The organism is Nocardioides glacieisoli, assembly GCF_004137245.1.
In the GTDB taxonomy this organism is placed as follows: Bacteria; Actinomycetota; Actinomycetes; order Propionibacteriales; family Nocardioidaceae; genus Nocardioides; species Nocardioides glacieisoli.
The window spans coordinates 17,239-35,411 of record NZ_SDWS01000011.1 but is presented as its reverse complement, the minus strand read 5'-3'; the positions used below and the strand labels follow the sequence as shown (position 1 = coordinate 35,411).

The window sequence follows — 18,173 nt, the reverse complement described above, 5'->3', positions numbered from 1 at the left end:
GAGACTACGGCGGCGCTCAGAAAGTTGCGGCACCCAGCAAGGTCCCGGCGTGGCGAGGAACTGTCAGCCTCCCGCGGTCGAGGCTGACACCCGACGGGGTGGCAAAGAGGACCTCGCGCTCGCCCACCTCGAGGGTGACCGCGTCCGCGCCGGTGTTGACGACGACGAGCAGGTCGCCGCGGCGCATCGTGAACAGGCGCCCCTCCACCGTGCAGGACACCGACCCGAAGGACGGGTCCGTCAGCTGCGGCAGCTCGCGGCGCAGCCGGGCGAGCCGGCGGTAGCAGTCGAGCACGACGGCATGGCGGCCCTGGTCGAGCTCGTCCCAGTCGAGCTTGGACCGGGTGAACGTCTCGGGGTCCTGCGGGTCGGGCACCTCGGCCGGGTCCCAGCCCATCTTCTCGAACTCCGCGATCCGGCCGTCGGCGGTGGCCTTTCCGAGCTCGGGCTCGGGGTGCGAGGTGAAGAACTGGAAGGGCGACGAGGCGCCCCACTCCTCCCCCATGAACAGCATCGGCGTGAACGGGCCGGCGAGCGTGAGCAGGGCGGCGCAGGCGAGCTGGTCGTCGTCGAGGTGCTCGGCGAGCCGGTCGCCGCGGGCGCGGTTGCCGATCTGGTCGTGGTTCTGGTTCGCCACCACGAGTCGCCAGGTGGGCATCGCCGCGGTGTCGACGGGCGCGCCGTGGTCGCGCTCGCGGAACGACGAGAACGTGCCGTCGTGGAAGAAGCCGCGCTCGCAGACCTTGGCCAGCGCCTCGAGCGGCTCGAAGTCGGCGTAGTAGCCGGCGGTCTCGCCGCTCAGCGCGACGTGCACCGCGTGGTGGAAGTCGTCGCTCCACTGGGCGTCGAGCCCGTAGCCGCCGGACTCGCGCGGCCGGACGAGCCGCGTGTCGTTGAGGTCGGACTCGGCGATCAGGGTCAGCGGTCGGCGCAGGTGCGCCGAGAGCGCGGCGGTCTCGATCGCCATCTCCTCGAGCAGGTGCACCTCGGAGGTGTCGCTCAGCGCGTGCACGGCGTCGAGCCGCAGCGCGTCGACGTGGAAGTCCTCGAACCACATCCGCACGTTGTCGAGGATGTAGCGCCGCACCTCCGACGAGCCCTCGCCGTCGAGGTTGATGAGGTCGCCCCACGTGTTGCGGCCCGGCTTGAGGTAAGGCCCGAACAGCGGGAGGTAGTTGCCCGACGGGCCGAGGTGGTTGTGCACCACGTCCTGCACGACGCCGAGCCCCCTGGCGTGGCAGGCGTCGACGAAGCGGCGGTAGGCGTCCGGGCCGCCGTACTGCTCGTGCACCGCGAACCAGCCCACGCCGTCGTAGCCCCAGTTGTGGGTGCCGTTGAAGGTGTTAACCGGCATCACCTCGACGTGGTCGACGCCGATGTCGAGGAGGTGGTCGAGGCGCTCGATCGCGGAGTCGAGGGTGCCCTCGGGAGTGAACGTGCCGATGTGCAGCTCATAGATCACCGACCCGGCGAGCTGGCGCCCGGTCCAGGTGTCGTCGTCCCAGTCGTACGTCGTCGCCTCCCGCCGCGACAGCCCGTGCGCGCCGTCGGGCTGCCGGCGCGAGCGCGGGTCGGGGCGCGGGTCGGGGTCGTCGTCGATCAGGTAGCCGTAGTCGACGTCGTACGTCCCATCGGTCATCGCCGGAAGCGACTCACCCGGCGTCCACCAGTCGTCGTCGCCTCGCGTCATCTCGACGACGCCACCGCCGCCGCCATCAATGACCAGGCGGACCCGCTCCGGCCGCGGTGCCCAGACGTCGTACGGTCCCCGAGAGATCGTGGTCATGCCTCAGTCCTTCCTCAGCAGCAGCGCGACGGGGTGGGTCGCGAGCAGGTCGGCCAGCCGGCCGTCGGTGTCGAGCCCGGTGAGCACGTCGTGCCACCGGCCGTCGGGCAGGTCGAGCGCGGTGTCGCCCCACCCGGCCGCGTCGAGACCGACGGGGAGACGGGTGACGACGGTGATCGCGCCGCCGCGGTCGTACGCCACCGCGTGGCCGGCGGCCGCGCCGGACGCGGCGACCGGGGCATAGGTGGTGAAGAGCTCGGGGCGCTCACGACGGAGCGTGAGTGCCGAGCAGGTGACGTGGAGCTTGGCGGCGGCGTCGTCCTCGGCGGTGCCGGCGAGCACGGCGGCGCGGTGGTCGAAGTCGACCGGACGACGGTTGTCGGGGTCGACGAGCGAGGTCTCCCAGAGCTCGCTGCCCTGGTAGACGTCGGGCACGCCGGGGATGGTGATCGCGAGCAGCTTGGCCGCGAGCGAGTTGGCCTGTGCCGGCTGGTCGATCCGGGCGGCGAGGTCCAGCAGCACCTGCCGCACCTCGTCGTTGTCGAAGACCGCGTCGACCGCGGCGTGCACCTGCGACTCGTACGCCTCGTCGGGCTCGGTCCACGTCGTGCGGTCACCGGCCTCGCGCATCGCCTTCTCGGCATAGCCGTGCAGCCTCATCCGGAGGTCGGGGAGGTGGTCGGGCGTCCACGCGCCGAGCACCGCCTGCCACAGCAGCGAGCCGAAGCCTGGGTCGGGCACCGGCGCGAGCCGCAGCAGCTCGTCGAGCGCCCGCTCCCAGTGGCCGGGCTCCTCGGCGAGCACGGTGATCCGGGCGCGGACGTCCTCCCCACGCTTGGTGTCGTGGGTCGACAGCGTGACCATCGCGTCGGGCCAGTCGCGCTGGCGGGCGGCCATCGCGTCGTGGAAGTCATCGACGCCGATCGCGAAGACCGACGGGTCGCCGCCGACCTCGTTGAGGGAGGTGAGCCGCGACCACTGGTAGAACGAGCAGTCCTCGACGCCCTTGGCCATCACCATGCCGGAGGTCTGCTGGAAGCGCCGGGCGGGCTGGCCCCACTCGTCGTGGAGCACGGGCTCGAGCAGGTCGTACGTCGTCGCGAGCTCCGGTCGGCTCGCGCGGGCCGCGGCAAAGGCCTGGTCGAGGTGGTCGCGACCCTCGGGGAGGTAGGAGCGGTAGACCGGGAAGCAGGCAAGGAGCTCGCCGATCGCGTCGGCGACGGCGTCGTCGTCGGCCTCCTCGGCGACCCGGGCGATCTCGCGGGTGATGCGCAGGACCTCGGAGTGGAGGATGCCGTCGGCGACCGCGCGCTTGTTCGTCCGCACCATCCGGTGCCAGTCCACGCTCTCGCCACGGAGCCGGTCCTCGAGCGCCGTCAGCGGCGCCTCCCCGGCAGGGTCGGTGAGGACGCGGTCGATCAGTGCGAGGGCGTCGTAGCCCGTGGTGCCGGCAGTGGCCCAGCTGTCGAGCAGCTCCTCGCCGGGCTCGAGGATCTTCTCGACGAGCACGTAGGCACCGCCGGTGAGGGCGGCGAGGTCGTCGAGGTAGCGCTTCGGGTCGCGCAGGCCGTCGGGGTGGTCGACGCGCAGCCCGTCGACGAGCCCCTCGTCGAACCACCGCTTGATCTCGACGTGCGTCTCGGCGAAGACCTCGGGGTCCTCGACCCGGACCGCGGCGAGCGTGTTGACGGCGAAGAACCGGCGGTAGTTGAGCCCGTCGTCGGCCGTGCGCCAGTTGACCAGCTCGTAGTGCTGCTCCTCCAGAGTGGTCGTGCCGGGCGCGAGCGGGAAGCGCTGGTCGTGGTAGCGGACCTCGTCCTTGGCGATCTCGATGGCGTCCTCGTCGTCGTCGCCGATGACCGGGATGACGATCCTGCCGTCGCCCGCGGCCCAGTCGACGTCGAAGGCGTTCGCGTGCTCGGACTCGCGGCCCAGCTTGAGCACGTCCCACCACCACGGGTCCTCGGACGGGGTTGCGACACCGACGTGGTTGGGCACGATGTCGACCAGCACGCCCATCCCGAGCCGCCTTGCCTCCGCCGACACCGCGGCCAGCCCCTCGGCCCCGCCGCGCTCCTCGTCGATGTGGTCGAAGGCGACCACGTCGTAGCCGTGCGTGCTCCCGGGCTCGGAGGCCAGCAGCGGCGAGAGGTAGACCCAGTCGACGCCGAGGTCGTGGAGGTAGGGCAGCACCCGCGCGGCGTCGTGCAGCGTGAAGTCCTGGCTGACCTGAAGCCGGTAGGTGCTGTGCGGCGTGCGCGGGGTGCTGGCGGGGTCGGTCACGCGGTCTCCGTACCCGTCCTGGCTGCCAGCGATGCCGCGACCGAGTGGTCGGGGTTCGTCGTCGGCGCGGAGTGCTGGCGGAGCACCACGACCGTGTGGGTGGTCAGGTCGAAGGTCGACCCGGCCTCGTAGGTCGGGTCAGCGTCGGCGTTGCCACCGGTGTCGATGACGACGTCCCACGCGGCGGCGTACTCCTCCGTCGGCAGGGTCACCTGCGCCGGTCCGTCGGCGTTGAAGTAGAGGAGGAAGTGGTCGTCGGTGATGGTCGCGCCACGGGCGTCCTTGCCGGCGATGCCGTTGCCGTTGAGGTACATCCCGATGGCCTTGCCGCCCTCCCAGTCGCCGTCCTCCATCGGCTCGCCGTCGAGGTCGAGCCAGACGATGTCGTTGAGCCGCTCGCCGTCGCCGGTGCGCACGGTGCTGCCGGTGAAGAAGCGCTTGCGGTGGAAGGTCGGGTGCTCGGCACGCAGCTTGGCGACCGCGGACGTGAACTCGATGAGCGGCTTGTCGGCGTCGTCCCAGTGGACCCAGCTGATCTCGCTGTCCTGGGCGTACGTGTTGTTGTTGCCGTCCTGCGTGCGGCTGAGCTCGTCGCCGTGCAGCAGCATCGGCACGCCCTGGCTGAGCAGGAGCGTCGCGATGAAGTTGCGCTGCTCGCGGGCGCGGGCCTCGAGGATCTCGGGGTCGTCCGTCGGACCCTCGACGCCGTGGTTCCACGACCGGTTGTGGCTCTCGCCGTCGTTGTTGTCCTCGCCGTTGGCCTCGTTGTGCTTCTCGTTGTAGGACACCAGGTCGCGCAGCGTGAAGCCGTCGTGGGCGGTGACGAAGTTGATGCTGGCGAACGGGCGCCGGCCGGAGTGCTCGTAGAGGTCGGAGGAGCCGGAGAGCCGCGAGGCGAAGTCGCCGAGCGACGGCTCGCCGCGCCAGAAGTCGCGCACGGTGTCGCGGTAGTCGCCGTTCCACTCGGTCCACTGGGGCGGGAAGCCGCCGACCTGGTAGCCGCCGGGGCCGATGTCCCACGGCTCGGCGATGAGCTTCACCTGGCTGACGACCGGGTCCTGCTGCACCATCTCGAAGAAGGTGGAGAGCTTGTCGACGTCGTAGAACTCGCGGGCGAGCGTCGCGGCGAGGTCGAAGCGGAAGCCGTCGACGTGCATTTCGGTCACCCAGTAGCGCAGCGAGTCCATGATCAGCTGGACCGAGTGCGGGTGGCGCACGTTGAGGGTGTTCCCGGTGCCGGTGTAGTCCATGTAGTAGCGCTGGTCGTCCTCGACGAGGCGGTAGTAGGCCGCGTTGTCGATGCCCTTGAAGCTCAGCGTCGGTCCGAGGTGGTTGCCCTCGGCGGTGTGGTTGTAGACGACGTCGAGGATGACCTCGATGCCGGCGACGTGCATCGCCTTCACCATCGCCTTGAACTCCTGCACCTGCTGGCCGAGCCCGCTGGCGGAGTAGTCGGCGTGCGGCGCGAAGAAGCCGAGGGTGTTGTAGCCCCAGTAGTTGCGCAGGCCCTGGTCGAGGAGCGTGGAGTCCTGGATGAACTGGTGCACAGGCATCAGCTCGATCGCGGTGACGCCGAGCTTCTGCAGGTGGGCGGTGACCGACGGGTGGGCGAGACCGGCGTACGTCCCACGCTGCTCCTCCGGCACGTCGGGGTGCAGCTGCGTGAGGCCCTTGACGTGCGCCTCGTAGATGAAGGACTCGTTGTAGGGGATGGAGAGGCGGCGGTCGCCCTCCCAGTCGAAGAACGGGTTGATCACCACGCCGTGCGTCATGTGCGCCGCGGAGTCGTCGTCGTTCTTGCTGTCCTCCTCACCGAATGTGTAGGAGAACAGGGACTGGTCCCACTCGATGTCGCCGCTGGTCGCCTTGGCGTAGGGGTCGAGGAGCAGCTTGTTGGGGTTGCACCGCAGGCCCTTCTCGGGGTCCCACGGACCGTGGACGCGGTAGCCGTAGCGCTGGCCCGGCTGCACGGTCGGGATGTAGCAGTGCCACACGTAGGCGTCGACCTCGGTGACCTCGAGCTTCGTCTCGACGAACTGGCCGGCGTTGTCGGGGTCGGGGTCGAACAGGCACAGCTCCACGCGCTCCGCGACCTCGCTGAAGATGGCGAAGTTGGTGCCGCTGCCGTCGAACGTCGCGCCGAGGGGGTACGCCGTGCCCGGCCAGGTTTCCGTCATGGGTCGACGCTACCGGCGCACCCCGGGTGGACGACGATTCGTCCACCCCGGTAGGTGATCGCCGGTGACCACCGTCACCGTTCACCCCGTGCCGTCGCACTCAGGCGGCGACGCGCTCCCGGCGGGCGACCCGGCCGGTGACCTGGGTCTGCTCGGTGCCGCACCAGCAGGTGAACCGCACCTCGATGCCGGCGGCGGTGTTGGCCACCGACGAGACCTGGCTCTCGAAGATCAGCACTCGGGTGGCGCAGACCTGGCAGTTGTTGTCGAACATCGTGACCTCCTCGGTTGGATTGCGTAGGTCCATCATCGCCGTTACCCATCTCTAGGGGTAGCCTCGCTTTTCAGCGGCTTCACAAGGAGAAACCTATGCTTTCACTGCACCAGCTGCGCTGCTTCCTCGCGACGTACGAGCACGGGTCGCTGACGGCGGCAGCCGAGGAGCTCGGCTACGCCCAGCCGTCTGTGTCGGAGCAGGTCCGGGCGCTGGAGAAGACGCTCGGCGTGCCGCTCTTCCGCCGGGTCGGTCGCGGCGTCGTGCCCACGACGCTGGCCGACACCCTGCGGCCGTACGCCGAGCAGGCGATCGCCGCGTCGGAGGAGGCCCGGCGGGCGGTGCAGAGCGCGGTGTCGCTGGAGAGCGGGACGATCCGCTTCGGGATGTTCGGCGCTGCCCGGCTCTACGCCGGCGCGCAGATCGTCGCCGACGTCCTCGAGCGCTATCCCGGCGTGCGGGTCGAGCTGATCGGCCAGCACTCCAACGAGGTGCAGGAACAGCTGCGGCGCGGGCACCTGGAGGCCGCAATGATCGCCGCGACCAGCGTCGAGAGCGAGGGGATGACCGTCATCCCGGTCGCGCGCGACGAGATCGTCTACATCTCCGCCGACCCCGACCGGCTGACCTCGCCGATCACGCCGGCGAAGCTCTCCAAGGCGTCGCTCATCATGCCGGAGACGACGTGGCGCTCAAGCGACTCCGTCCGCATGGCCCTGCGCCGCTTCCTGCACGAGGCCGGCCACAACCCGCAGACCCGGATCGAGGTCGAGGAGGCGGAGACGGCCGTCGACCTCGTCGGCCGCGGGCTCGGCGACTCCGTCATCCCGCGCGCCGCCGCCGAGCAGCTCATCCCCCGCCTCGCCCCCAACGTCGGCTGGGTGTCGCTTCGCCCCAAGCAGTACGACGTGATGGCGATCGTGCACCGCCGCGGCGCCGTGCTCTCCCCTGCGGCCCAGGTGCTGATCGAGATCGCGACCCGGCACATCCAGCGGATCGCGGAGCCGGTCTGACCCTTGTGCGGTGATCGTGGTGCGAATGCTGCACCGCAGTCACCGCACAACCAGAGTCACGGCGGCGGTGCTGCTGGCGCCCACCGTCGGGTTGCTCGGTGAGCCGGGGATGGTCAGCGGGAGGTCGAGCGGAGCCTCGAGCCGCACCGTGACCGACCGGCCGATCGGATCGACCCGCACGCCGACGTCGATGCCGGGGAACCTCGAGCCGGCATCGGCCCGGGCGAGGTAGTCGCGGACGGCCGCCTCGACCGCCGCCTCCTGCTGGATCAGTCGTCCGTCGCCGAGCCCCTGCTCGTAGACCCCGGCCGAGCCGAGGTCGGCGCCGTAGAGCGCCGCGCCATCAGCGAGGTTGTCGAGCCCCTGCCGCTGGAGGTACGCCGCCGACGCGTCGATGACGACCACGATGGCCATCAGCAGGATGCCTGCGAAGCCGATGATCAACAGCGTCACCTGGCCCTGCTCGTCGCGCGTGCCGGACTGGCCCCTCACTCGTCCTCCGGCGCGCTCTCGACGTACTGCCCGATGGGGACCGTGTGCGTCGCGTCGAGCGCGAACGACGCGGCGCCCTTGCCGAAGATGGCCGGGAAGAACGGCAGGTCCACGCCGGACTCGACGGTGACCGTGATGACTGACGTCCCGACGCGGCAGTTGTCGCCGGGGGCCTCGCAGGTGACCGAGACCTTCGCCTGCTGGCCGGGTGTGCCCTGGTCGGCCAGCACCTGCTCTGCCGCCGCGATCGCCCGTGCGTTGCCGGTTGCGTCGTCGGGGGCGAGTGCGTACGCCCGACCGGCGGCGCGCGCCGCGGCGCTGGTGGCGAAGGCGCCCTGCTGCACCTCGAAGACCGAGATGACGACCCAGACCAGCGGGACGATCAGGATGATCGCGAGCCAGCTGAACTCGATCAGCGCCGAGCCACGCTCATCGCGCTCCTTCACTGCGCCACCGCCTGCTCGGCGACGGCGTGGCCGGTCACCCGGATGAGCATCCCGGTCCCGCCGATCCCGAGGACGCTGACCTCGGCCTCCACAACCGCTACATAGCCCGGTGCGCCACCGACCGATGCGGGCTGCACGCTGACCGACCGCACGAACTCCTCGGAGAGGGCACCGTCGACCAGGTCCTGCACCTTCTGCTGCCCGGCCGGACCGGACGACCCCGCGACCGCGGCGTAGCGGGCACCCTCGGACGCCGCCGAGGCGAGGGTGTTGCGCACGTGGAGCAGGAGGGCGAGCTGAAGGATGCCCAGCACCAGCGGCAGCAGGACCAGCAGCACCAGGACGAAGTCGACCACTGCGGCCCCGCGCTCGTCGGTCCGAGCGCGACGGGTCATCGTCCGACGCCTCAGCCGCTCACCATCGAGAAGGCCCGCACCAGCAGGGCGCGCAGCTCGTCACCGACGAAGGGCGTCAGCGCGGCCACGACGATGGCGGTCATCAGCGTGACCATCACCCACCCGGGCACGTCGCCACGGTCGTCGCGCGGTCGGTCGGTGGCGAGGAGGAGGATGGCGAGGCGGTCGAGCTGTCCCGAGATCGACGGGTGCATGGAGCGGTCCTTTCGTTTGGCGGCTTGGAGCTGGAGGCAGGGTCAGGGCGTGGTGAGGCGCAGTCCGAGCACCCCGGGGTAGAAGGCGAAGAGAATCGTCACCGGCAGCACGAAGAAGACGACGGGCGCCATCATCGCGATCTCCTTGCGGGCCGCAGTCTCGATGAGCAGGCGGCGGCCGGCTTCTCGTACGTCGGCTGCCTGCGCGTGCAGCACGTCGGCCAGCGGGGTGCCGCGCTCCATCGCCACGGTGATGCCGGTTGCGAAGCGGGCGACGATCGGCAGGCCGGTGGAGCGGGCGAGCGACTCGAAGGCGATGCCGACCGGTTCTCCGGTGCGTACGCGGGCAAGCACGCGCGACAGGTCCTCGGACAGCGCCCCGTTGCTGCGCCGGACCACGCGGTCGAGCGCCGACACGGGGCTCTCCCCCGCGGCGACCGAGAGGGCGAGGAGCTCGGCGATGGTGGGGAACTCGGTCAGCACCTGGCGCTCGCGGTTCTTCACCTGCGTGCTGAGCCGGTTGTCGCGGGCGAACACGCCGAACGCGAGGCCGAGGGCGCAGAACACCACCGCGGAGCCGACGCCACCCACCCCTCCGAGCGCCCGCACGAGGCTGATCGCTGCGGCCGCGGCGAAGCCGACGAGCCCCCAGACGACCTGCTCGATGCGGAACTCCTGCACCGTCCGGTCGAGCCCAGCGCGCTCCAGCCGACGACGTACGGACGAGCTGCCGCCCAGCACCCGCTCGACGAGATGGGCCGCCGAGCGCAGCGACGGGCCGAAGATGCCGGCCGCCGCGGACGTCGGCGCCGACGAGACGGGACGCAGCCCGGGACCGTGGTCGCGCAGCGGCACGTCGCGCACGTAGGGCAGGACGCGCGTCGCGAGCTGCGGTCGCCGGAGCACCGCGATCCGCGTCACGACCAGGATCAGGCCGATGCCTGCCATCGCGCCGAGGAGGCCGCCCCACATCGTGGCGGTCACGACAGGATCCGCTTCTCGACGGGCAGCCGGCCGATGCGCATCATCGCTGCGTAGGCGAGGACGCAGACGGAGAAGCCGATGCCCAGGACGAGCACGCCGCCGGGCGAGGCATAGCTGCGGATGGCGGTGGTCTGGAACGACATCAGCAGCAGCACGATCCAGGGCGCGGCCACCGCGAGCCGGGCGCCGTTGACCGTCCAGGCCTGCCGGGACTCGAGCTCGGAGCGGGTGCGTGCATCGTCGCGCAGGTAGCCGGACAGGTTGCGCAGCAGCCGGCCGAGGTCGCCGCCGCCGACCTCGCGGGCGAGCCGCAGGCCCTCGATCACCCGGTCGCCGACGGGGTCGGCGAGCCGGTCCTTGAGCCGGTCGAGGCACTCGCCGAAGCGCCCGGTCACCTGGTAGTCGAGGGCGAACTGCGCGAAGTCGTGGCGCAGCGCCTCGGGGCCGGAGGTGCCGAGCGCGGCGACCGCGTCGGGGAGCGAGAGCCCCGCGCGTACGGCGCTGGCGAGGTTGTCGACCGCCTCGGGCCACACCTCGGCGAAGTCGCGCAGCCGACGAGCAGCGCGCTGACGCAGCACGGCGATCGGAACGTAGGCCGCCATCGCGGCGAAGACGAACGCGACCGGCACGGTCCGCGAGACGGCCTGCACGACGGCGAACGCGACGGCGAAGAGGACTGCGCAGAGCGACAGGACGCTCGCGGGCGTGACGTCGGAGAGGCCGGCACGCCCGAGCAGGCGACGCAGCGCGGACGACGTGGGCGTGGCCGGCCTGGGCGTGCGTGGCAGCGCGAAGGCCGACCAGATCAGCAGCAACCCGACGCCGACGCCGAGCCCGACCAGGGCACCCATCAGCGGTCACCGACCAGGTCCGTGGCGAGGAGCGCGTGGATGTCGATGCCCACCCGCTCGAAGCGCTCGACGCGTGCGGGCACTCCACCCGTACGCCGCAGCTCGCCGCCGCTGCGCACGAAGATCGGCTCGACCTCGATCACGTCGGCCTCCACCCGGCCGGGCACCGACACGATCTCGTTGACCCGGCGTACGCCGTCGTGCCCGAGACCGAGGTGCACCACGAGGTCGACCGACGTCGCGACCGTCGGCACCACGAAGCGCGCGGAGATGTTGTCGCCCGCCAACACTCGATTGGGGATGTGCGGGCGTCGGTGCCGGGGTGGCCCTAGACGGATGACGGGCGCACGCTGGTGCACCTATGTCGAAGAACGTCCTTCTCTGGCAACTGTCGACGGCACGCTGCCGGGGTGGGCGCGTCGCGCATTCAGGTGCTGAGCGCCCCGATTCGGTCGTGGACGACCTGTCCACCGACGATGGTGGCTAGAACGTATATGTCGGCGGCATCGGACGCAGAGGTCACGGGGTCATCGTCGAGCACCACGATGTCGGCGAGCTTTCGTGCGGTGAGGGTGCCGACTCGGTCATCGACGCCGGCGGCGTATGCCGCGTGACACGTGTACGCGAGCAGGGCCTCCTGGACGTCGACTCGCTCGCCAGGTCCGAACGCGGCGCCAGAGGACGTGACCCTGTCGACCATCGCCTGCACACCGAGCAGCGGCGCGCCGGGAGCGACCGGGCGGTCCGAGCTGGCGGCGACCACGATTCCGGCGTCGAGCAACGAGCGCTGCCGGATGGACCAGCTCGTGCGGTTGCCGAACTGCGTGGCGAGCGCATCGCCGAACTCGGTGATGAAGACCGGCTGGATGGCCACGACGATCCCGAGGTCCCGCAGTCGCGTCACCTGGTCGTCGCGGATCAGTCCGCCGTGCTCAATGCGGTGCCGTCGGCTGCGCACCTCATCGAGGGGTCCGGCCTCCTCCAGTGCGTCGAGGAGGAGGTCAACGGCGCGGTCACCCATCGCGTGTGCAGCCACCTGCCAGCCCGCCCGGTGCGCCCCGACCACCGCCGCGTGCAGTCGGAGCGGGTCGTCGACGAGGTGCGCATCAGGATCTTCGTCCTCGCCGCTGGCGGCCCTGCCCGCCGAGCCGGCCCCGTCTAGCCAGATCTTCATCGCCGAGACCCGGACTCGGTCGTCCCCGAGACCGGTGTGTAGGCCGAGGTCCAACCCGATCCTGGCCGCATCGACCGGATTGTGGGCGACGTCGTGGAACAGCTCGCTGTAGACCATGAGATGGGCTCGGGTGTGCGCCAGGCCCCGGGCCGACGCGAGCTGCCAGGCACCGAGCTCGAGCGGGCTGTGGTCGACGCCCGGGCAGCCGATCCCGGCCTCGGTGATGCTGGTGATGCCCTCGGTCACGTAGTGCCGAGTTGCAACGTCGATGGCCGCGACCATCGATTCGACCGAGCCGGGGCCGACCACTTCCTTCACCAGCTCCATGGCGGCTTCCTCGAGCAGACCGGTCGGGCGACCTGCTCCGTCGCGAACGACGTACTGCACGGCGGCAGCAGGCAACGGGTCTGGCAAGAGGTCGAGCACGCTCGACGACACCGCGCACATGTGGCCGGAGCGGTGCGTGAGCCAGACCGGGCGCCCATCGGCCGCTCGGTCCAGCTCGGCACTGGTCGGGTGGCGACTGGGGTCCTCGCGATCCAGATAGCCGACGCCGATGACCCAGCTGTCCTGTGACAGCGCTGAAGCGTGATCTGAGACCCGGTCGAGGACGGCGTCGATCGTGGTCGCGTCGCTGAGCTCGAGCTGGTTTGCCGAGACACCGAAGGACGTGGTGTGGCAGTGGGCGTCGTGGAAACCCGGCAGCAGTGTCGCCCCGTCGAGATCGATCTCGCGCTCGGCTCGGCACCCGGCGACCTGCTCGTCGAGCCCGACGATCCACCCGTTCCAGATACCGATGCTGTGGGCGATCGGCCGGTGCGGGTCCATCGTGCGGATCTTGACTCCGCGGAGGATGAGGTCGAGGTCGCGGCTCATGACGGCCTTTCAGGGTCGGTCTCGGTGATCTTGCGCAGCCCGCGCGGAGCGTCCGGGTCGAGTCCGAGGGTGCGGCTGACACCTTCGACGACGAGCTGTCCCAGCACAGCGAGCCCGATCGGGGCCAGCCACTCGGGAAGGTCGGGGCCGGGTAGGGCGACGTCGGCGGACCTCGACACACGGGCGTCCCCGCCGATGGTGACCACCGCGGCGCCCCTCGCCCGCAGCTCAGGCACGATCCCGGCGATGCCATCGAGCACAGCGCCGTCGCGTGGGGCGAGGACCAAAGCGGTCGTCCGGTCGTCCACCATCGCGATCGGGCCGTGCCGCAGATCGGCGTACGACAGCCCGGGCACCGGGCGCAGGCAGGTCTCCTCGAGCTTGAGGGCCACCTCGGCAGCGACCGCGCCTGCGAGGCCACGGCTGGTGACCAGCGTGCGCGGCCGCCCGGCCAGCATTCGCACCGCAGGTTCGACGTCGACCCGGTGCGCGATCACCGTCGCGACGGCGTGTGCGACGTGGGCGAGGTCCTCGGCGGACCTGAGGTCCATCGCGTTGCGGGTGAGTGCCCGCGCCAGTACGGCCATCCCGACGAGCTGCGCTGTGAAGGTCTTGGTCGCCGGAACGGCGAGCTCGGGGCCTGCTTCGGTCACCAGGGCCAGGTCCGCCCCCGACGTCAAGGAGCTGCGGGCCACGTTGGTGATTGCCACGGTCGCCGCCCCGCAACGCCTGGCCCAGGCTTGGGTCTCGATCAGCTCGGCAGTCTCGCCGGACTGTGACAGGCAGACGACCAGGGCGTGTCGCAGGTCGACGTCGCGCCGGTAGGCCGTGGCCACGCTGGGGGCGAGGTGGGCGGCGGCGCGACCGGCCACGATCTCGCTCAGGTATCGACCGTAGGTGGCAGCGTTGTCGGAGGAGCCGCGTGCCGCGAACAGCACCTGCGTGCGACCGCGCGCGAGATGCCGCACGTCGTCGGAGGCGGGCAGGAGGGCAGCCAGCGTGCGGGTGATGGCTGCGGGCTGTTCGAGAATCTCCGTGAGCATGACGGTCGTCGTCACGGCGCTCACGAGGCGCCCGCGGGGTACAGGTCGCCGCCGACCATGGTCCACAACAACCGGTGCTCGTCGTCGAAGCCGGCCAGGTCGGCTCGTCCACCGCCTGCGATGGTGCCGTGATGGTCCCCGAGTCCGACGAGTCGCGCGGGCACCTCGGTCGCAGACCGTGCAGCGTCGACCAGTGCGAGCCCGGTCCATCGCGCGAGGTTCGCAACTGCCCGGTCGAGGGTGAGGGTGCTGCCAGCCAGAGTCCCATCTGCCAACCGCGCCTCCTCGCCGGTCACCGTGACGTGCTGCTCCTCCAGCTCATAGGACCCTTCCGGCAGGCCGGTCGCCGCGATCGAGTCGCTTACGAGCGCGAGCCCCTGCCATCCCTTCGAGGAGGCCGCCAGCGCGATTGCGGTGGGATGGACGTGCACCCCGTCGGCGATCAGCTCGCAGACCAGCCGGGGATCGGCCAGGGCGGCGCCGATCAGCCCAGGCTCGCGGTGGTGGAACGGCGCCATGCCGTTGAACAGGTGCGTGACGCCGCGCACGCCGGCGTCGACCGCCGTTGCCACCTGCGCGGCGCTGGCCACTGAGTGCCCCGCAGAGCAGGTGACGCCGTGCCGCAGGGCGACCGCTATCAGGTCCATCGCGCCGGGGGTCTCGGGAGCGATCGTCATCATCCTGACGTGACCGCGAGCTGCGTCGAGGAGCTCGGCGAACAGGCCCAAGTCCGGGGCCACGATCGACTCCGCCCGGAACGCGCCCGGTGCGTGAGGGCTGAGGAAGGGCCCCTCGAGGTGGACGCCGAGGCATCGCGCCCCCCGGTGCGGGGCACGATCGATGTGGTCGGCGACCGCCGCCACGCCGGCGAGCAGGTGCTCGCGGCTGCCGCCGACGGTGGCCAGGAAGCCCGTCACACCGTGCTCGGCATAGAAGACCGCGAGCCCCTCGATGTCGGCGTCGGACCCGTCGATCACCTGGACGCCGGCCGCGCCGTGCGTGTGGACGTCGATCAGGCCCGGCACGACGGTGGCCGCCGACACGTCGTACGGCGCATCACCGGTGGGTGGGTCGAGTGAGGTGATCAGCCCCTCGCTGACTCGCAGGACGACCGGACCCGTGACCTTCCCGTCGACGAGGGCAGTTCCAGCCCGGATGGCGTGGTCACCCACGTCGGTCCGCAGGGTGGACGAACTGGTCCCCGGCGAGCGAGGCGTAGGCCGCGCACGCGACCTCGACCGCACGGAGACCGTCCGCCCCCGTGGCGCAAGGATCGACCACCCGCCCCTCGGCCACCGATCGCAGGAACCCCTCCACCATGGCTTGGTCGATGTCGGGTTCGAACGGCGTCAGCGCATGCGTGCGGGTGCCGTGCGCCCCCGAGACCTGCAACGCCTCGCGTCCCGTGGTGATGCTCAGTGACCCGCTGGTGCCGAGCAGCCGGAGGTAGAAGTCGTAGTCCCACACGTTGGTCCGTGTCACCGACCAGCTCGAGTCGACGCTGGCTGGCACGTCGTCGTCGAAGACGACCGAGACGAGCGCGCTGTCCTCGACCTCGAGGTCGGTGAAGAGCGTGGCGGTCTCCGCCAGCACCTCGCGCGCTTCGAGGCCCGAGACGAACCGCATCGCATCGACAACGTGCACCACGTGGTCGATGAGCGCACCGCCCCCGGCGGACTCGGCGTCGGTGATCCAGGACGGGTAGCGCGGAGGCAGGGGAGGACGGCCGCGGTTGCCCCCGACCATGCCCCGCAGCCTGCCCAGCTCGCCCGACGCGACGAGATCCCGCGCCTCCTGCAGCGCCGGGTAGAAACGCGAGACGAACGCAGTGTGCAGCTGGACGCCGGCTGCCTGGCAGGTCATGACCATTGCCTCGGCGTCGGCCACCCCTGTGGCCAGCGGCTTCTCGCTCAGCACGTGCACGCCATGGGCAGCCGCGAGCTCGACGAGCTCGCGGTGCCGATCGGTGGCGCTGCAGACGACGGCGGCTGCGGGGTGGGTGCGCTCGAGCAGGGCCGCGGCATCAGCCTCGAACGGCACCCCCAGGTCGGCCGCGAACGGCGCGCCCAGCGCGGACGATCGGTCGTGCACTCCGACCAGCCGGCCCGCCCGGCTGCGGCCCAGCGCTGTGGCGTACGACAGGGCGTGCGGACCGTGCTCGACGCCGAGCAGCACCACGTCGATCATCGCTCGCCCTCGCTTCGCTTGCGGATGGTCACGGCGCGACGGGTGTGCAACGACTCCACCGCCGCCAGCGCCGTCTCCAGCGCGGCCAGCCCGTCCTCGGCCGGCACTGGGCTCGGACCGCCGGACTCCACCGCGTCCAGGAAGGCACGGATCTCGGCAACGAAGCCGCGGTTGCCGAGCTGGCTGATGGCCCTGGGTGCGGCTCCGGCGAGCTGCAGGCTGCCGACCGCCGTGCCGGTGTAGTCCCAGGTGATCCGACCGTCGCTACCGGTCAGCTCGGTGCTCAGCTCGAGGCCGTGCCCGGCAGGGTGCGCCCAGCTGGTCTCGACGACCGCGAGGGCGCCGGAGTCGTATCGCACCGTGACCACCGCGTAGTCGATGACGCCGTCCTCACGAGCAGAGCCGACAGCGTGCACCCGCACCGGCCGGGCGTCGGCGACCCATGCCAGGTAGTCGAAGGAGTGGATGGCAAGGTCCACGATCGGTCCCCCCGACTGGTCGGGGCTGTCCAGCCACGCGTCCTCGCTCCAGGTGGGACGCTCGCCGACCAGCGACTGCGACATCATCCGAACCTCGCCGATCCGACCTGCCCGCACGGCCGCAGCGGCTGCCTGGTGATCGGGCTCGAAGCGCGAGACATGACCGATCATCAACAACCCCCGGCCGCGTCGTCCAGCCTCGACGATGCGCTCGCCGTCCGCCAAGGTGCGCGCCACCGGCTTCTCGCACAGCACGTGCTTTCCGGCCGAGAGCGCTGCGACAGCGAGATCGGCGTGCGTGGGCGAGGGCGTGCAGATGCTGACCACCTCCACGTCCGAGGCGAGCAACGTGCCGGGGTCCGGCAGCACCCGCGCGCCGTACGCGGAGGCCATGGCCTCTGCCTTGTCTTTCACCGGCTCGACGACGTATGCGAGCTCGGCGCGCGGGTCGGCGGCATAGGCGCGGGCGTGCGACTGTGCGATGTAGCCGGCACCGACCAGTCCGACCTTCACGGGATCACCACCGCGTCGTGCGCCGGTCGTCGCGCAGCAGCCGGGAGCGGTGCGCAGCCCCCAGCACTCCAGACTCCGCACCGAGCGCGGCGGGCACGACGCGCACGCTCGCCGCCACGTCGGCGAGCTGTGCGTCGATCGCGGCCTGGACACCGTCGAGCAGCAGCGGGCCCACCTCGGCGACCCCGCCGCCGACCATCAGCAGCTGCAAATCGAGCACCGTGAGGTAGTCGGCCAGCACACGCCCCAGGTGGCCGGCCGCGCCCCGGATGGCCTCGACCGCGCGGTCGTCCCCTGCCGCAGCGGCTGTCGCGACCGCCTCGACACCGCCGACCGTGATGCCCGCTGCCCGGGCGATCGCCGGTCCTGAGGCCACGGTCTCGAGGCAGCCGTACCGGCCGCAGTTGCACCGCACGCCGTCCGGGGTGGCCTGCACGTGGCCGATCTCGCCCGCCAGGCCGTTGACGCCGCGGTGCACCTGCCAGTCGAACACGAACGACATCGAGACCCCGGTGCCGATGTTGAGGTAGGCGACGTCCGCCTGGCCGATGCCGGCACCGGCCGTCAGCTCGCCGAACGCCGCCGCCTTCACGTCGTGGACGACCGTGGTCGGGTGGCCGACCGCGCTCTGCACCTCAGCCACGACCTCGCAGTCAACCATCTTGAGCACCGGGGAGTCGCGAACGACGCCACGCACCGAGTCGACCGTGCCGGGCATGCCGATGACCAGCGGACCGACTGTGATGCCACCGGCGGCGGCAAGCTCGAGCAGCTCCGAGGCGACCGCGATGCAGGCCTCGACGACGGCGTCACCGCCCTCTCGTGGCGTGGGGACCCGCTTCCGGGCGACCACGGAGCCGGACGGCTCGATCACCACGCCGGCGATCTTCGAGCCGCCCACGTCGATGCCGATCCCGCCTGACGGCTTTGTCTCTTCCACCATCATCACACCCTCGTTTGCTCCTCGTGCCCTCGCCGCCATCGC

General features: G+C 71.2%; 18 protein-coding genes. 1 reads left to right on the top strand and 17 read right to left on the bottom strand.

Going from position 1 to position 18,173, the window contains the following annotated elements; all coding sequences use genetic code 11:
* Nucleotides 1–16: 16 nt before the first annotated feature.
* The 4 genes from treZ to EUA06_RS22550 all read right to left on the bottom strand — a co-directional run bounded on the left by treZ (nt 17) and on the right by EUA06_RS22550 (nt 6,520).
* Nucleotides 17–1,786 carry a malto-oligosyltrehalose trehalohydrolase gene (treZ, locus tag EUA06_RS19515; protein ID WP_129478915.1) on the bottom strand — a complete coding sequence of 590 codons (1,770 nt, stop codon included), beginning with the start codon at nt 1,784–1,786 and terminating at the stop codon, nt 17–19.
* Between the two features lie 3 nt (nt 1,787–1,789).
* Nucleotides 1,790–4,069: a malto-oligosyltrehalose synthase gene (treY, locus tag EUA06_RS19510; protein ID WP_129478913.1), complete on the bottom strand. Its 2,280-nt coding sequence runs from the start codon at nt 4,067–4,069 to the stop codon at nt 1,790–1,792.
* Nucleotides 4,066–6,246, bottom strand: coding sequence for a glycogen debranching protein GlgX (gene glgX, locus EUA06_RS19505; protein ID WP_129478911.1), 2,181 nt, complete (start codon nt 6,244–6,246; stop codon nt 4,066–4,068). The genes treY and glgX overlap by 4 nt, the downstream gene beginning before the upstream one ends.
* A gap of 100 nt (nt 6,247–6,346) precedes the next feature.
* Nucleotides 6,347–6,520, bottom strand: coding sequence for a hypothetical protein (locus EUA06_RS22550; protein WP_165354460.1), 174 nt, complete (start codon nt 6,518–6,520; stop codon nt 6,347–6,349).
* A 95-nt stretch (nt 6,521–6,615) separates the two neighbouring features.
* Between EUA06_RS22550 and EUA06_RS19500 the strand changes: the two genes are divergently transcribed.
* On the top strand, nt 6,616–7,533 hold the full coding sequence (locus tag EUA06_RS19500; RefSeq protein WP_129478909.1) for a LysR family transcriptional regulator: 918 nt from the start codon (nt 6,616–6,618) through the stop codon (nt 7,531–7,533).
* Nucleotides 7,534–7,572: 39 nt separating this feature from the next.
* Here the strand turns inward: EUA06_RS19500 and EUA06_RS19495 are convergent, their stop codons facing one another.
* From EUA06_RS19495 to EUA06_RS19435, 13 genes are all read right to left on the bottom strand, one after another.
* On the bottom strand, nt 7,573–8,025 hold the full coding sequence (locus tag EUA06_RS19495) for a Tad domain-containing protein (RefSeq protein WP_242498264.1): 453 nt from the start codon (nt 8,023–8,025) through the stop codon (nt 7,573–7,575).
* Nucleotides 8,022–8,471, bottom strand: coding sequence for a hypothetical protein (locus tag EUA06_RS19490; RefSeq protein WP_129478907.1), 450 nt, complete (start codon nt 8,469–8,471; stop codon nt 8,022–8,024). Before EUA06_RS19490 ends, EUA06_RS19495 begins: the two co-directional genes overlap by 4 nt.
* Nucleotides 8,468–8,866, bottom strand: a complete 399-nt coding sequence (locus EUA06_RS19485; protein WP_129478905.1) for a TadE/TadG family type IV pilus assembly protein — start codon at nt 8,864–8,866, stop codon at nt 8,468–8,470. Before EUA06_RS19485 ends, EUA06_RS19490 begins: the two co-directional genes overlap by 4 nt.
* A gap of 11 nt (nt 8,867–8,877) precedes the next feature.
* On the bottom strand, nt 8,878–9,081 hold the full coding sequence (locus EUA06_RS19480; RefSeq protein WP_129478904.1) for a hypothetical protein: 204 nt from the start codon (nt 9,079–9,081) through the stop codon (nt 8,878–8,880).
* 42 nt (nt 9,082–9,123) lie between these two features.
* Nucleotides 9,124–10,065 (bottom strand): type II secretion system F family protein, encoded by a 942-nt coding sequence (locus EUA06_RS19475; RefSeq protein ID WP_129478902.1) that lies wholly within the window; start codon nt 10,063–10,065, stop codon nt 9,124–9,126.
* Nucleotides 10,062–10,916: a type II secretion system F family protein gene (locus tag EUA06_RS19470; RefSeq protein WP_129478900.1), complete on the bottom strand. Its 855-nt coding sequence runs from the start codon at nt 10,914–10,916 to the stop codon at nt 10,062–10,064. Before EUA06_RS19470 ends, EUA06_RS19475 begins: the two co-directional genes overlap by 4 nt.
* Nucleotides 10,916–11,203 (bottom strand): P-loop NTPase family protein, encoded by a 288-nt coding sequence (locus tag EUA06_RS19465; protein ID WP_207208449.1) that lies wholly within the window; start codon nt 11,201–11,203, stop codon nt 10,916–10,918. Before EUA06_RS19465 ends, EUA06_RS19470 begins: the two co-directional genes overlap by 1 nt.
* Nucleotides 11,204–11,343: 140 nt before the next feature.
* Nucleotides 11,344–12,966 carry an amidohydrolase gene (locus EUA06_RS19460; RefSeq protein ID WP_129478898.1) on the bottom strand — a complete coding sequence of 541 codons (1,623 nt, stop codon included), beginning with the start codon at nt 12,964–12,966 and terminating at the stop codon, nt 11,344–11,346.
* Nucleotides 12,963–14,024, bottom strand: a complete 1,062-nt coding sequence (locus tag EUA06_RS19455; protein WP_242498263.1) for an SIS domain-containing protein — start codon at nt 14,022–14,024, stop codon at nt 12,963–12,965. The genes EUA06_RS19460 and EUA06_RS19455 overlap by 4 nt, the downstream gene beginning before the upstream one ends.
* A 5-nt stretch (nt 14,025–14,029) precedes the next feature.
* Nucleotides 14,030–15,181, bottom strand: coding sequence for an N-acetylglucosamine-6-phosphate deacetylase (nagA, locus tag EUA06_RS19450; RefSeq protein ID WP_165354459.1), 1,152 nt, complete (start codon nt 15,179–15,181; stop codon nt 14,030–14,032).
* Nucleotides 15,174–16,196, bottom strand: coding sequence for a Gfo/Idh/MocA family protein (locus EUA06_RS19445; RefSeq protein WP_129478894.1), 1,023 nt, complete (start codon nt 16,194–16,196; stop codon nt 15,174–15,176). Before EUA06_RS19445 ends, nagA begins: the two co-directional genes overlap by 8 nt.
* Nucleotides 16,193–17,188, bottom strand: a complete 996-nt coding sequence (locus EUA06_RS19440) for a Gfo/Idh/MocA family protein (RefSeq protein ID WP_165354458.1) — start codon at nt 17,186–17,188, stop codon at nt 16,193–16,195. The genes EUA06_RS19445 and EUA06_RS19440 overlap by 4 nt, the downstream gene beginning before the upstream one ends.
* A 4-nt stretch (nt 17,189–17,192) precedes the next feature.
* Nucleotides 17,193–18,131, bottom strand: coding sequence for an ROK family protein (locus EUA06_RS19435; protein ID WP_165354457.1), 939 nt, complete (start codon nt 18,129–18,131; stop codon nt 17,193–17,195).
* Nucleotides 18,132–18,173: the final 42 nt, after the last annotated feature.

Excerpts from the sequence above, each read along its gene's own strand:
- EUA06_RS19500 (WP_129478909.1), top strand. The coding sequence starts at position 6,616 with ATGCTTTCACTGCACCAGCTGCGCTGCTTCCTCGCGACGTACGAGCAC.
- EUA06_RS19435 (WP_165354457.1), bottom strand. The coding sequence starts at position 18,131 with ATGGTGGAAGAGACAAAGCCGTCAGGCGGGATCGGCATCGACGTGGGC.
- EUA06_RS19470 (WP_129478900.1), bottom strand. The coding sequence starts at position 10,916 with ATGGGTGCCCTGGTCGGGCTCGGCGTCGGCGTCGGGTTGCTGCTGATC.
- EUA06_RS22550 (WP_165354460.1), bottom strand. The coding sequence starts at position 6,520 with ATGTTCGACAACAACTGCCAGGTCTGCGCCACCCGAGTGCTGATCTTC.
- treZ (WP_129478915.1), bottom strand. The coding sequence starts at position 1,786 with ATGACCACGATCTCTCGGGGACCGTACGACGTCTGGGCACCGCGGCCG.
- EUA06_RS19445 (WP_129478894.1), bottom strand. The coding sequence starts at position 16,196 with ATGATCGACGTGGTGCTGCTCGGCGTCGAGCACGGTCCGCACGCCCTG.
- EUA06_RS19485 (WP_129478905.1), bottom strand. The coding sequence starts at position 8,866 with ATGACCCGTCGCGCTCGGACCGACGAGCGCGGGGCCGCAGTGGTCGAC.
- EUA06_RS19480 (WP_129478904.1), bottom strand. The coding sequence starts at position 9,081 with ATGCACCCGTCGATCTCGGGACAGCTCGACCGCCTCGCCATCCTCCTC.
- glgX (WP_129478911.1), bottom strand. The coding sequence starts at position 6,246 with ATGACGGAAACCTGGCCGGGCACGGCGTACCCCCTCGGCGCGACGTTC.
- EUA06_RS19460 (WP_129478898.1), bottom strand. The coding sequence starts at position 12,966 with ATGAGCCGCGACCTCGACCTCATCCTCCGCGGAGTCAAGATCCGCACG.